Source organism: Brevibacillus halotolerans, assembly GCF_026891775.1.
In the GTDB taxonomy this organism is placed as follows: domain Bacteria; phylum Bacillota; class Bacilli; order Brevibacillales; family Brevibacillaceae; genus Brevibacillus_B; species Brevibacillus_B halotolerans.
The window spans coordinates 24,591-39,923 of sequence record NZ_JAPTNK010000003.1 but is presented as its reverse complement, the minus strand read 5'-3'; the positions used below and the strand labels follow the sequence as shown (position 1 = coordinate 39,923).

The window sequence follows — 15,333 nt, the reverse complement described above, 5'->3', positions numbered from 1 at the left end:
TGAAATATGGAGACTAACAACGCACAAATTCAGAAAATATATTCACTCACTTCGACTCAAGAAGGAATGCTGTTTCATTCCATGCTTGATCGTACATCGGGAACATACTATCAGCAAGCCGTCTTTACAGTAGATGGCTTGCTTCAGCCAGAGCTTTTAGAGCAAAGCTTTAATATCCTGATTGAACGGTACGAGATTTTTCGGACAATGTTTGTATATGAGAAGATTCAAACGCCAAAACAGATTGTATTAAAGGAACGACCACTACAAATCCAGGTTGTCGATATATCACATCTTGATGAGGAAGAGAAAGAGTCCTATATCGAAGAATTTGTTAGGTCAGATCGTTCAAAAGGGTTTGATCTTACTCATGATACTTTATTTAGAGTTACAGTCATTCAAGCGGCAATTGATAGCTTTTACATTGTTTGGGGATTTCATCATATCCTTATGGATGGTTGGTCATCAAGTATTGTCCTAGATGAGCTTTTCCATATTTACGATTGTCTTCGAAATGAAAAAAAATGTGAGCTTAAAACGGTACAGCCCTTTGGCCAGTTCGTCAAATGGCTAGAGCAACAAAACCATGAGGAAGCGGGCGCATATTGGAAACAATATCTGGAGCAATATGAGCAGCCAAGAAGTCTTCCAGCTTTTGGTGAAGGGAGCGCATCTGGAAAATTTAAACATGGCGAAGTTATCTTCGAATTAGATGAGAAGATTACCGAAAAGCTAATGCAAATTTCTAAGCAACGCCAAGTTACGATCAATACAATATTTGAGGCATGCTTCGGTATCTTTTTGCAGAAGTATAGCAATCATACAGATGTTGTGTTCGGTTCGGTTGTTTCGGGTCGCCCTCCTACGCTACTCGGTAGTGATGAAATGGTTGGTTTGTTTATCAATACCGTTCCAAAACGAGTGAAATGCGAAGAAAATCAAGTTTTCTCATCCTTATTGCAAAAAATACAGCAAGCTTCCCTTGAGTCTAAAGATTATGAGTACTATCCTCTTTATGAAATTCAGTCACAATCTCAGTTGAAGCAAGAGCTTATTTCACACCTTTTGATTTTTGATAATTATCCACTCTCAAAAGGATTAGAACGTTTGCAAGATAAACAAAACATGGGCTTTTCTGTAACAGACATTCAATTTACTGAACATCCAAATTATGATTTAACTTTGCATATTCAATTTGATCAAGTAGTCAAGATAAAAATTATTTTTAATGAACTGGTTTACATAAAAGAACAAGCGGAACAATTCAAGAAGCATTTTATGCATATCCTGCATACGGTGACGTCTGAACCAGATCGTTTGATCGCTCATATAGAATTATTGGATCAAGCAGAAAAAAATCATATCATTCAAACATTCACGAATGAGGAACTAGTCTTATGTGATGAAAAAACAATTCAAGAATGGTTTCAGGTCCAAGTCACGAAAATTCCAGATGAGATTGCAATCGTTTATGGCGATAAAACATTGACGTATCGTCAACTAGACGAGCTTTCCAACCAACTTGCCCATTATTTGCGGGGACAGTATCAAATTAAGCCAAATGATTTGGTCGGAATCATGCTAGATCGTAGTGAGCAGATGATCGTATCTTTGCTGGCTATTTTAAAATCCGGGGCAGCGTATGTACCGATTGATCCAACGTATCCAGTTGAGCGCATTCGTTATATTATCAACGATAGTCAAATGAAAGTGCTTGTAACAAAATCACATTTTCAAAATCGAATGGGTGATAGATCTGAAACGGCTATCCTACTCCTTGATGAAGTAGATGCTAAGCTGGTAACTCAATCCATTACTGTTCCACATGGGATAAACAAGGGATCAGATTTGGCCTATGTGATCTATACATCCGGTTCAACTGGTAATCCAAAAGGCGTAATGGTTACACATGCAAATGTAAGCAACTTTTTTACAGCAATGGATCAAAAACTACAGCCAACTAAAACGGATGCTTTTTTATCAGTAACAACGATTTCCTTTGATATTTCTGTTCTAGAACTATTCTGGACACTAACACGCGGAATCCAAGTTGTCATAAGCCCTGATGATACGTACGAAAACTACGACAGTTTTTTAACGAATACGGAACAGCCACAGATGGATTTTAGCGTATTCTTTTTCTCAAGCTACGATCATCAACAGGTAGATGATAAATATTCATTGCTTTTGGAAACAACCAAGTTCGCAGACAAGCATGGCTTTAATGCTGTTTGGACTCCAGAACGCCATTTTCACGAGTTCGGTGGACTATATCCTAATCCGTCCGTAATCAGTTCGGCGCTTGCTATGATTACCCAAAACCTGCAGATCCGTTCTGGTAGCATCGTATCTCCCTTGCATGACTCTCTACGCATTGCTGAGGAATGGTCAGTCGTAGATAATCTTTCAAAGGGACGTGTTGGCCTATCGTTTGCACCGGGCTGGCATGTAGACGATTTCGTTTTACGTCCGGAAAACTACGAAGAGCGTTATGATCTTATGTTTAGACAAATAAAAGAAGTCCGCCAATTATGGCGCGGTGAAAAAGTAACGCGTATAAATGGGAAGGGATACCCTGTAGAAGTCCAAGCATTTCCAAAACCAATTCAATCGGAGGTTTCAGTTTGGGTGACAACAACAGGGACAGCCGAATCCTTTATTGAAGCTGGAAAAATGGGAGCCAACATTTTAACGCATTTTCTTGGACAGGATATTTATCAATTAGAAAAAAATATTTGTCTGTATCATGAGACCCTCCGCGAGAATGGGTATGATCCAAAGCTGTTCAAGGTGTCACTCATGCTTCATACCTTTATTGATGATGATATTGATTATGTACATGACAAAGTAAAAAAACCATTTTGTGACTATCTAAGATCTAGTGTGAGCTTGATACGTAATCTGGCTAAAAATCTTACTATCGGCACAGATATGCTGGATATGAGCAACGTATCAGAGGAGGATATTGAACAAATTCTGGAAGTCGCTTTTCAACGCTATTGGAATACGGCGACTTTACTTGGGACACCAAAGACTTGTCATAAATTAGTTGAACAGCTCTATCATATCGGTGTGAATGAAATCGCTTGTTTACTCGATTTTGGTATTGATCATGCTTCTGTAATTCAAAGCTTACATCACTTAGCTGCTTTCAAGGATAAGTACGCTAGAAAAAGCGAGGTCAAAGCTTTAGCTAGCGATACAACTCCGAGTATCCGTCCGATCACCATGATGCAAACCACGCCGTCACGGCTCAAGATGATTGCCGCTGATCCTAGCTCTCAGAAGTTTTTACAATCTCTTGAGGCCTTGCTAGTGGGCGGTGAAGCTTTCCCAGCTTCTCTGATGCATCAGATACAAAGGCAAACAAAGGCAAGCATATACAACATGTATGGTCCGACCGAAACAACAATTTGGTCGGCGATTCATCAGATAGCTGAGACAGATCAGATTGCCTACATTGGGAACCCGATTGCTAACACCCAAATTTTCATTCTTGATGAGCACCATCATATTCTACCGATTGGGGTGATCGGTGAGATTTATATCGGTGGAAAAGGAGTAGTGAAAGGTTACAGGAATAAAGAAGATTTGACTAGTGAGAAATTTATTCCGAATCCATTCTCTTCCGATCCACAGTCTCGATTGTACCAAACAGGTGATTTAGGTCGATATCGAGCAGATGGAACACTTGAATTTATAGATCGAAAAGATTATCAGGTCAAAATACGTGGCTATCGCATGGAGTTAGGCGAGATTGAAACAGCAATTCTTCAACATCCAGATATTGCAGAAGCAGCAGTTACTACGCAAACGGATGAAAATGATGATAAACAACTCGTTGCCTACATTGTCTGGAAAGCGGGAACAAATAAAATAAACAAAAATGTAACTCAACTGCGCAGTTTCCTTGCGGAGAGGTTACCGGGCTATATGATCCCTGCATATTTTGCTCCCCTGGAACAATTACCTTTAACTCCAAACGGCAAAATAGATCGGAGTGCTTTACCAGTAGACTGGACCATGATAGACACGGGCGTTGAATATGTGGAGGCTTCCAATGATAAAGAGGATGCATTAGTTGCTGTTTGGCAAAAAGTCCTAGGTGTCACTAATGTAAGCGTTCATGACAATTTTTTCTCACTAGGTGGAGATTCGATACGTGCGATACAAGTGTCTTCCTTAATTCAGAAATATCAATACAAAATTCAAATCAATGATTTATTCAAATACCCAACCATTAGAGAGCTTTCTATGCATGTAAAACAAATGAAAACAAAACGGACAACAAACCAGCTAGTTGAGGGGAACGTACGTCTAACACCTATTCAGCATTGGTTCTTTCAGCAAAATGTAACAGATGCCCATCACTACAATCACGCAGTTATGCTACATCATGAACAAGGCTGGGACGAGCTATTGCTCCAAAAGGTATTTACACGACTTGTTGAACACCATGATGCTCTGCGTATGACGTTTCATGTAGAAGGGGGGCACGTTATACAGAATATCCGTGGACTTTCAGATCGTTTGTTTGATTATACATGCTTAGATTTCAGAGGTAAGCATGTGACGCCAGCTATGATCGAGGCTGAAGCATCTAATATTCAGGCTGGATTTACACTTAGCACAGGTCCGTTGATCGCGATTGGACATTTTAAAACGGATCAGGGTGATCATTTATTGATCGCGATTCATCATTTAGTAGTTGATGGAATCTCTTGGAGAATTCTGCTTGAAGATCTTGCCAGTGGTTATATGCAGGTACAAAACGGAGAAGCCATTTCACTTCAGGATAAAACGGATTCGTTTAAAGAATGGTCAACAGAGCTTCATGTTTATGCCAATAGTCAAACCATTCTAAAGGAATCTACTTATTGGGAGCAACTGGCTAATGTACCGATAGCGTCCTTGCCTCAGGATCATATTGTCATTGATGATCGGATGCAGGATAGCAAGACATTAACCATGGAACTTAATCAGGAAGAGACTAACCATTTATTAAAAGAAGTTCACCATGCCTACAACACAGAAATAAATGACGTATTGTTAACGGCACTTGCTCTTACAATGAGAGAGTGGACTGGTGAAAATCGCACTCTCATACATGTAGAGGGTCATGGTAGAGAACCCATCAGTGAGAATATAGACATTTCGCGGACGGTTGGCTGGTTTACCTCTCTTTATCCAGTGTTGCTTGAAACAAAAGATACAGATATCGCCTATCATATTAAATATACCAAAGAGTATCTGCGGAAGGTTCCGAATAAGGGAATTGGCTATGGCATCTTACGCTACGTAACATCTGCTGACATAGAGACCGTCAGTCATCTAAATGTAAAGCCGCAAATTATGTTCAATTACCTGGGACAATTTGATCAGGATATCTCAACGGATGCCTTTTCAATTTCACCTTTTCGTACAGGTTCAACTCTGAGTCGCAGGGTACAGAGACAGTACAATTTTGAAATTGTTGGCATCATTCAGGATGGTGCATTACGACTTCACTTTGAATATAACCAAAACATGTACGATTTTAGTACCGTACAAAATATGATTGATCTATATAAAAAACATTTGCTTGATATTATCAATCATTGTCTCAATAAGAAAGAAAAAGAGATCACTCCAAGTGATGTAGGGAATCATACGCTCTCGATTGAAGAATTAGCTGATTATCTAGAGAATTTATAGAAGAAGAGGAGAGATTTGCATGCTACGTATAAAAGAGCTTGAGCATCAAATCACGATGGAAATGGAGCAGGCCCGTGTACCGGGTCTGGCCATCGCTATTATCCATAATAAGGAATTAGTCTATACAAAGGGATTTGGTGTGACTAGTGTGCAAGATTCAGGAGTAGCGGTAAGTCCACAGACATTATTTCGTATAGGCTCGATTTCTAAGCTGTTTACCGCCACGTTGATCATGAAATTAGTAGAGGATGGACTTCTTGAATTAGATACTCCCATCATCAATTACATTCCTTGGTTTTCACTCCAAAATCCCACGTACAATAATCTGTTAACTCTTCGGACTTTATTGAGCCATTCGGCAGGATTTAATAACGGTGGAGATTATCTTGGAAGTCGCGAATCAGATGGCTTACGGCGACATGTTTCTGAGGAGCTTTCTAAAATGAAATTGATGGCTCCACCAGGAAAGCTTCATACATATAGTAATTTTCATTACAATCTAGCAGGCTGTGTAGCAGAAGAGGTTACAGGAAAAGCTTTTGCAGCCTTAATTCAAGAAGTAGTCTTTGCTCCTCTAGAAATGAATAGCAGCACATATGATCCATTGTTTGCCATGACCCATTCACTGGCGTTGCCGCATTATATACATGATGATCAGATTTGTGTTCTGCATCGCTTTGTAGAAAATACAGCGTATTATCCATCCTTTTTTGCGATGTCAACAGTGACAGATTTAGCTAAGTTTGCCCTTTTACATATGAATAAGGAATGTGATATGGATAAGCAATTCCTTCAGGCCCAATCCATTCAGCAAATGCATGAATATAACACGCCATTATTTAACACGTATCAAAGTGGGTTTGGATTGGGATTTTTCTTGCAAGAAACAGAGACAGGTCATCGTATCTCCCGACATTTTGGCGATATTAGCAGCTATAGTGGTGATTTTGTTATGCATACGGAGGCGGGGAGTGCTGTCATTATCCTTAATAATCGCCCCTTTCCGCATGAAAAAATTATCCGTCTCGTGTTCGAGCAATTGCAATTACCGCTTGTCCAAGCAAAAACCTCCACAGAGCTTCTCCAAGATCAAAATAACACCGAGGAATGCTCAGGCATTGCGGGAACCTTCTTTGGAGCTAACGTAGGATTTATAGAAATTACGAAGGAAGATCAGTCGCTATTAACCTTAAATAACCAACCAATTAGGCTACTGCTGAGAACAGGCGATTTCTTGCAGGGGTATGACGAAGAGGGAAATCATGTGCTGAATCTGAAAGTGATAAGGGAAAGTGACGGTTGTGTGCAGTATCTTATGATCAATAACAATCGCTGTCACCGTTACTTATTGCCAGATGATCGGACGTCTCTATCAGCAGAGGAACTAGAAGCTTGCTGTGGGACTTATTCACACCATGGATTTCCAGACTGGGTTTATCATGTAACGTATCAGGATCATAAACTTATCATGGAAGAGGATGGGGTTACAGAAGTTCTGATCCCAATGGAACACGCTTTATTTGTCAGTGATACGTTTAAATCGGTGCAATTTCACATTGATGAGCAAGGGCAGGTTCCCTATTTTCATCTCCATGGCACTTGGAAAATGCAACGATTATAACGTCTAGAGGAATCATCTATCTTCTACATCTAGGAGGCTTGCATTCATGACGACTAGCAAAATCACAGAAAATCTCATACTCTCTCATGAAAAATTAGAAAAAGAAGAAGCATACTGGCTAGATCAAATGAACGGGATTAGTGCGCTTTCTACGTTCCCTATTGAATTTTTACGTACATCGCTGGAGGAATTCCAAAAGGGAGTCATCACTCATTCGTTTTCGGCAGAGGTAACAGAAAAAATTCGGATGATTGCAAATCAATCTCCATATGCAATATTGACGATTCTTGCTACTGCTCTTGCAGATCTTCTTTCACGCTACACCGAAGCAGATGATATTGTGTTTAGTACACCTGTCTTTAAACAAAAGCAAGAATTGAAAATCGTAAATAAATTACTACCGTTACGTATTCAGGTACAACGAAATAAGATGACGTTTAAGCAGTTACTTATGCAAATGAGTAAAAACATCAAGGAAGCTAGCCAAAATTCCAACTATCCATTTTACCAGGTGATGACAAAAGCTGGATTGCAGGTTGAAGATGGGATATTCCCATTATGTAATACATGCATTATGCTAGACGACATCCACGAGAAAAGCAGCGTAAGCCAATTAAAAGCTGACTCGCTCTTTAGCTTTTCTCAGAAAGCGGATCATTTACAACTGGCTCTTGAATATAATGCTAGTTTGTATAGTCATGATCGGATGCAAATGATCGTTCATCATCTAGACAATTATCTCTCTGAAGTGATGAGAGAACCGGATAAAAGCTTAATGGAAATCTCATTCCTAGATGAAGATGAACGTTGCCGGTTACTTTATGATTTTAACGCGAGTAGCTTTGACTATCCACGCGATAAATCGGTATCCCAGCTTTTCGAAGAGCAGGTTGAACGGACGCCTGATCGGATTGCTGTTGTATTCGAAGGGAAATCATTAACCTATCGTGAATTAAATGATCGTGCGAATCAAGTTGCCTGGTTCTTACATGAACAAGAGGTGAGTGCCGGGACAATTGTTGGTTTTATGGTGGAACGTTCTCTTGAATTATTAATTGGTATCCTCGGTATTGTTAAATCAGGTGCGACATATCTACAAGTCGATCCTGATTATCCAGAGGAGCGAATCAACTATTTACTAACACATTCTCAAGCCTCTGTGATACTAACCCAACAAAAACATAAAATGAACGGCACACAAGAACAAGCTCGTACTTTCATCATCGAAGAAATTTTGACGCAAGCAACTGCTCCTACGGAAAACCTAAACCTACCTTATCAACCTGAAGGAATTCTGTATGTTCTCTATACATCAGGTTCTACAGGAAATCCAAAAGGAGCTATGATTAGACATCATTCGTTTGTTAATCTTTTATACTGGTATATCAAGAAGCTGTCTTTTTCAGAGAATGAACGGGCTTTGCTGATTGCTCCTAATAGTTTTGATTTGGCACAGAAAAATTTGTTTAGCGTGTTACTTGTTGGAGGAAGATTAATCATCTATTCTCCGGGTCCTTTCGATTATCGTCAGATGTCTACTGTGATCGATAGAGAGCAAATAACTACGATTAACTGCGCTCCTAGTGCATTTTATCCCTTACTTTATGAAAATGTCGCCGATGATTTTGCTAAGCTGAAAAGCATTCGCCACATCAGTCTTGGTGGTGAACCGATCAACATGGTTCAACTACAGCCTTGGATCAAATCGCCCCATTTTAGAGCGGAGTTATCCAACACATATGGTCCAACAGAGTGTACAGATATTTCTGGGTACCATATCTTGAATAAGGAGGAATTACAGCAAATTACTACGGTTCCTATTGGAAAACCAATACATAACGCCAAGCTTTATATCTTAGATAAACATTTGCAACTGCTTCCTCCGGGAATTCCAGGTGAATTATGTATTGGTGGGGAAGGCGTGGGGAATGGATACTTTAACGCTCCAGAGCTGACCAAAGAGCGTTTTATTGATACACCGCATCTATGCGTGCCACGCGTCTATAGAACTGGTGATTTAATGCGTTGGCTCAAAAGTGGTGATCTGGAATTTATAGGTAGAATGGATCATCAAGTAAAAATTCGAGGTTTTCGTATTGAGCTGGAGGAAATAGAAGCAAGGCTATTACAATTCCCTGGCATGAGAGAAGTGATTGTTCTTGATAAAACAGACGAGGATGGGATCAAATATTTAGTTGCTTATTTCGTTTCGGAAAATGAAGTAACCCTTGATCAAATTTCCGAGTTTACTCAAAGCCATTTACCAGATTATATGGTTCCATCTCAATTTATGCAGTTGCCTGAATTTCCGCTTACTCCAAATGGGAAAATCAATAGATTAAAACTAGCTCAATGGAATGATTACCTTACTTCAGCTGCTTCATATGAGGCGGCTAAAACTCCTCTGCAAGAGGAATTGGTACGGATTTGGAAAGATATTTTGAAGCTAGACAAAATCGGAATACAGGATCATTTTTTTCGGATAGGAGGTCACTCTCTAAAGGCAATGACGCTGGTTACTATCCTGTACAAAGAACTTAATGTGAGTCTTTCGGTTAAACAAATTTTTGATCATCCTACCATTGAGTCGCTGGAGCAGTTGATTCAGGTGTCTGGCGATTCCGCCTTTATTCAAACCCCATTGGAACCCGTGGAAGAGCGTTCGTATTACCCAATTTCTGCTGCCCAAAGGAGAATGCTGATTGTCGACGAACTGAATCAAGGGGATACAAGCTATAACATTCCTACTTGCGTACTCATTGAAGGTCCAGTCAATCGGGAACGTTTTGAAACAGCTCTTACTCAACTAATCGAACGTCATGAAGCACTCCGTACCTCGTTTGAGTGGCAAGGAGAAGAGCAGGTTCAGCGAATCCATAAACAGGTAACCTTTCATCTGAGTCAACGTAAGATACAAGAGGATGAGCTTCGTGATGCAATTCAAGAATTCATAAGACCGTTCCATTTATCACAGGCACCTCTGTTTCGCGTCGGCTTGTATGAGTTAGGACCAGAGCGTCATTTCTTGATCATGGACATGCATCATATCATTTCTGATGGTATATCTATGGCAATCCTGATTGAGGATTTGATTGATTTCTATAAAGGAAAGGAACTTTTGCCATTACCTATACAATACAAGGATTTCACACATTGGCAGAATCAATGGTTTGCTTCTGAGCAGGTAAAGATACAAGAAAAATATTGGAAGGATACGTTCGCTGTTCAGCCACCAGTTCTACGTTTGCTGACCGATTATCCACGCCCATCAATACGTACAAATGCAGGGGGACGAATCTCCTTTACCCTTCCTAGGGCTGAAAGTGAAGAACTTTATCAAATCGCTCAAGATACTGAATCTACCTTATATATGCTTCTGTTAGCAGCCTATAATATCTTGCTGTTTACATGTACAGGACAGGAGGATATTGTTGTTGGCACCCCAGTAGCGGGAAGGCAGCATGCTGATCTGGAAAGAGTGGTAGGGATGTTTATTAACACCCTAGCAATGCGTAATTATCCTCAAGCTGCGAAAACATTTGAAGAATTCTTTACAGAAATAAAGGTACGAACACTTCAAGCGTTCGACCATCAAGATTATCCCTTTGATGCTCTAGTAGAAAAGCTTAAAATCCCAAGGGATACGAGTCGAACACCACTATTTCAAACGATGCTTACCCTACAAAATATGAACCAAGCGAGGATAGAATCGGAAGAATTAACTTATATAGCCTATGACTTTGCGGATACTACCTCCAAAATGGATTTATCCATCATCGCTGTTGAGACGCCTGATGAGGGTCTATTATTTGATCTGTACTATTCAAGTAACTTATTCAAAAGAGAAACGGCGGAGGACTTGGGGCAAGCTTATTTACAAATTTTAAAGCAAATCCCATCTCGATTCGACAAGACAATCGCTAGTTTTGAGCTTAGTAGGAACTCAGATTCGTCAGCGCTACCAGATGCCTTTGAGGATGAAGAATTCGATTTTTAATGTAACGTGTAAAAATAGTGTAGTAGCAAGGGAATCTTTTCCTGCTTCTACACTGTTTTTTTTTATCATTTTCGAAGTGGATCGATTTAAAAGAAAGGGGGTCTTTGCAAGTTTGTATAAGGAATATCCAAGGTTTTCTATTATGTGCATAATCCTCCATTAACAGTACATACTAAACATACAGTCTAAGGACATGTAGAGGTGATTGCATGCCCAAACATCCATTTTTTAAACGAAGCATGGGAAAAGGACACGCGCAAGCTGATTCTATTATTACTACATCACTTACGGACAATATAAATCAAATTCTGTCCAAGCTTGATCAGATGCCAGATCTTACCGTACAACGCTTTTCGTGGAATCAAGGTGAAGAGGCTGCCATCTTATATATGGAGGAGCTTTCTGATAAAAAATTAATCTATGAAGATGTACTTTCTCCTATGTTAAAAAACATGACGTCACTTACACAGATTGAGGATTCTTCCTTAATAAGCTGTGAGATGAAGCCAACACACTCGCTAGAGGAGATTGTACAAAGCTTATTAATTGGTAAAAGCATCTTACTGTTTCATCACCATGCTACAGCTTACCAGGTCAATACCATTTCATATCCTGATCGTTCGATTGAAGAGCCGTATCTTGAGCCAACAATCAAGGGTGCGCATGATGGTTTCGTAGAGAATGCTTCAAAAAACCTTGGTTTACTACGTAGATACATACCTAGCCCAGAATTAAAGCTTCGGCAGCTAAAAATTGGAGAACGGGGAAAAGTTACTATTACCTTGGCCTATTTGGAGGATGTAGCTAACCCAAAGGTCATAGAGGAATTGGAGCGGCGCATTCAAGCGCTGAGTCTGGATGTCATTATAAATATCGGTGAATTACAGCAATTAATCTCAAAGAATACATTCACAGTATTTCCGCAGTTTTTGGTGACAGAACGTCCTGATACGACAGCAATGCAAATTTTAAAAGGGCGTGTCGCTATTATCATGGATCGTTCCCCAGGAGTACTCATTGCACCAATGGATCTGGTTGGTTTTTTGCAAACGAAGGATGATTATAATGTCAACTGGCTATTAGCTTCGTTTGTTCGGCTACTGCGCTATATTGCTTTTATGATTTCTCTTGTGCTTCCGGCTTTTTATGTGGCGACAATTTCGTTTCATTTCGAAGTGATCCCGTTAAAGCTGTTATTATCCATTGGAGAGTCAAGGGAAAAAGTACCTTTTCCGCCCGTATTAGAGGCTTTAGTAATGGAATTATCATTGGAAATGCTCCGGGAAGCGGGATTGCGTCTGCCGGGGCCAATCGGTCAAACGGTTAGTATTGTAGGTGGTATTGTAATTGGTCAGGCTGCAGTTCAGGCTGGTATCGTAAGCAACATTATGGTGATCGTGGTATCCATTACAGCAATTGCTTCCTTTATCATCCCTTACTACGATATGTCGTCAACCATTCGTTTACTTCGCTTTCCCATGATGATGCTTGCTTATTTCTTTGGCTATGTAGGAATTATCATGGGGTTAATGATCATGTTTATCCACCTTATTACGCTAACCTCTATTGGAACGCCGTATGGTTCGCCGCTTGCTCCGGTTCGAATGAAAGAATGGAAAGATGCCGTCGTACTTACTGCACCAAAATATTTGACTATCAGACCTCATAGTGCAAGTCCATTACAGGGAAAGAAGAAAAAGGCTACTGATCCAACAGATAGGTGATGGTAGATGGGTTATGTGAAGCATAATCAAATAACGCTGTATCAATATATTTTTTTAATTGCGGGGAATCAGGTAGGTTTGGGGATTTTATATATTCCCAGAGACTTAGCACGTGAAGTAGGAATAGATGGCTGGATATCTATTGTGCTGAGCTGGATCATCGTTTGTATCGCTAGCATCATTATCACAAAAATGATGGCCAGAAATCCCGAACTTACGCTATTCCAGTCTTTACGTATCTATTGTGGTCCAATTGTTGGTTGGTTCATGTATTTTTTGATAGCACTCCATCTCATCTTGTTTACCTATGCGATAGTAGCAGGTTCCATTTTTTTAATCCAGGTATGGGTTCTCCAGAGAATTTCGAGCTTTTGGCTAATGAGCTTATTTGTTATCCCGATTTATATGCTGTGTTCTCATGGGTTTAAAAACATTACTCGCTATGCTCAATTTGCTATTTTGATAAGTGTGTGGATGCCTTTGCTGTTGATTTTTCCCTTACAATATGCTAATCCATTCTATCTGCTTCCGATTATGCGGGAAGGACTAGAACCTGTGATAAAAGGTATCACGCCTGCCATTACCTTCTTTTGGGGCTTTGAGATGATCATGTTTTTCTATCCCTTCTTAAAGGATAAATCAAAAGCAACAGCGGGTGCTCTCATCGCCAATACTATTTCGATGCTGGTTTTGCTGTTTGTCACCATCATCTGTTTTCTCTTTTTTTCACAGGAACAAGTGGCTAACTATATGTGGCCCACGCTTACCTTATTAAAAGTAGTGGAGTTTCCGTTTTTAGAGCGTTTTGAAGTCATTTTTCTGTCGTTTTATTTGTTTGTTCTTTCGATATCATGGATTACCCTCAGTTATTTTTCTGTCTATACCGTAGAGAATCTATTCCATGCTGAGATGAGGAAGAAACACTTTCTGATTTTTTTAGGATGTTTGATCGTCATTTCGCTTTTATATTCGCCTAGTTTTTCGGAAATCCGTCATTTTTTAGAGATAGCACAGCCACTCAGCTATTTCGTGAGCTATTTGTTCCCTCTAATCTTCTTCCTGTATCTTGTCCTATTTCAAAAGGTCATACAGAGGAGGCGAGAGAGATGATTAACAAGTATTATGTTCACATGTTTCTGTGGATCGTTCTGCTCTCTTTATTGCTGAGTGGATGCTCGCAACGGATCAATATTGAGAATTCAACGTTTAATTTAACACTTGGTTTGGATAAAAAAGGGAAAAATCTGTATTACTATTCAGTAAGTCCTATTTTTAATGAAGATGCACCTAAAAAAGTAGAGACACATGAAGTTAAAGCAGATAGTATTCGTAACGCACGTAATTTTTTTGATGCTAGCTCTATCGGACTTTTAACTACTGCAAAACTCCAGCAGGTATTGATTGGACGGGAATTATTGGAGTCGCATGATGTGTTTCCCTTATTAGATGTTTTGTATCGGGATGTGACTAGTGCTAGTAATGCGAATGTTTTAATGGTGGATGGGCCGGTGAAGGATGTGATTATGTTCGAAGCGAAAAACAGGCCCCGTCTGCCCATATATCTTGGTCAGTTAATTGATTCGACAGCAGTGCGTAACCTGATTTCGCGTTCTACGTTACTCGATTTTCAATGGACGGTAATGGAGAAGACGATTACACCTTATATTGGCGTTGTCAAGAAAGAAAAAAATCAATTGGAGATAAAAGGAACCGCTTTATTAAATGGGCAGGGAAAGGCTGTAACGACGCTTTCTCTTCAGGAGACTACGATTATGCATATGCTTCAACGCTTACATAAAGGCTTGTTCTCCCTGTCGTTACCTCTGAAGGAAACAAAAAATAAAGCTGACAGCAAAATCATAAGCGCCACCTTTGAACGTGTGACTCGTAAGGTGAAGCTAGTAAAAAAGGATGATCAATTCTACTATAACATCAAGCTAAAAATGGATGCGAACCTGAATGAAAGCGTAAATTTATTTCCTGCGCAGAACACCATGAAATCAATCGAAAAGTTTCTTGAAAAGGCAGTAAAAAAAGAAACAGAGAAGGTCATAAAAAAACTCCAGCAGCACAAAGTAGATCCTCTAGGCCTAGGAGATTACATGAGAGCATACTATTATCAGGATTGGAAAAACATGCAGATGGACTGGGGAAGTGCACTTGCAAAGATAACGATTATGATCGAGCCAGAAATTAGGGTAATGTTCAACGGCTTAGTTCAAGAATAACAGGGCAATAGTTACGCTATACAAAACAGAGAAAAGCGAGTAGAATAACTGTATTATAACAGATGAGGG

At 39.8% G+C, this 15,333-nt stretch carries 6 protein-coding genes; all 6 read left to right on the top strand.

Features of this window, described 5'->3' with window-relative positions:
• Nucleotides 1-6 precede the first annotated feature (6 nt).
• The 6 genes from O0550_RS05275 to O0550_RS05250 all read left to right on the top strand — a co-directional run bounded on the left by O0550_RS05275 (nt 7) and on the right by O0550_RS05250 (nt 15,264).
• Complete coding sequence (locus O0550_RS05275; protein ID WP_258425759.1) at nt 7-5,694, top strand: MupA/Atu3671 family FMN-dependent luciferase-like monooxygenase; 5,688 nt, start codon at nt 7-9, stop codon at nt 5,692-5,694.
• Nucleotides 5,695-5,713: 19 nt separating this feature from the next.
• On the top strand, nt 5,714-7,315 hold the full coding sequence (locus O0550_RS05270) for a serine hydrolase domain-containing protein (RefSeq protein WP_258425758.1): 1,602 nt from the start codon (nt 5,714-5,716) through the stop codon (nt 7,313-7,315).
• Between the two features lie 46 nt (nt 7,316-7,361).
• On the top strand, nt 7,362-11,312 hold the full coding sequence (locus tag O0550_RS05265) for an amino acid adenylation domain-containing protein (protein WP_258425757.1): 3,951 nt from the start codon (nt 7,362-7,364) through the stop codon (nt 11,310-11,312).
• 209 nt (nt 11,313-11,521) lie between these two features.
• Nucleotides 11,522-13,036: a spore germination protein gene (locus O0550_RS05260; protein ID WP_096887161.1), complete on the top strand. Its 1,515-nt coding sequence runs from the start codon at nt 11,522-11,524 to the stop codon at nt 13,034-13,036.
• A 6-nt stretch (nt 13,037-13,042) separates the two neighbouring features.
• On the top strand, nt 13,043-14,146 hold the full coding sequence (locus O0550_RS05255) for a GerAB/ArcD/ProY family transporter (protein WP_096887160.1): 1,104 nt from the start codon (nt 13,043-13,045) through the stop codon (nt 14,144-14,146).
• On the top strand, nt 14,143-15,264 hold the full coding sequence (locus tag O0550_RS05250; RefSeq protein ID WP_258425756.1) for a Ger(x)C family spore germination protein: 1,122 nt from the start codon (nt 14,143-14,145) through the stop codon (nt 15,262-15,264). Before O0550_RS05255 ends, O0550_RS05250 begins: the two co-directional genes overlap by 4 nt.
• Nucleotides 15,265-15,333: the final 69 nt, after the last annotated feature.

Excerpts from the sequence above, each read along its gene's own strand:
- O0550_RS05260 (WP_096887161.1), top strand. The coding sequence starts at position 11,522 with ATGCCCAAACATCCATTTTTTAAACGAAGCATGGGAAAAGGACACGCG.
- O0550_RS05275 (WP_258425759.1), top strand. The coding sequence starts at position 7 with ATGGAGACTAACAACGCACAAATTCAGAAAATATATTCACTCACTTCG.
- O0550_RS05250 (WP_258425756.1), top strand. The coding sequence starts at position 14,143 with ATGATTAACAAGTATTATGTTCACATGTTTCTGTGGATCGTTCTGCTC.
- O0550_RS05265 (WP_258425757.1), top strand. The coding sequence starts at position 7,362 with ATGACGACTAGCAAAATCACAGAAAATCTCATACTCTCTCATGAAAAA.
- O0550_RS05255 (WP_096887160.1), top strand. The coding sequence starts at position 13,043 with ATGGGTTATGTGAAGCATAATCAAATAACGCTGTATCAATATATTTTT.
- O0550_RS05270 (WP_258425758.1), top strand. The coding sequence starts at position 5,714 with ATGCTACGTATAAAAGAGCTTGAGCATCAAATCACGATGGAAATGGAG.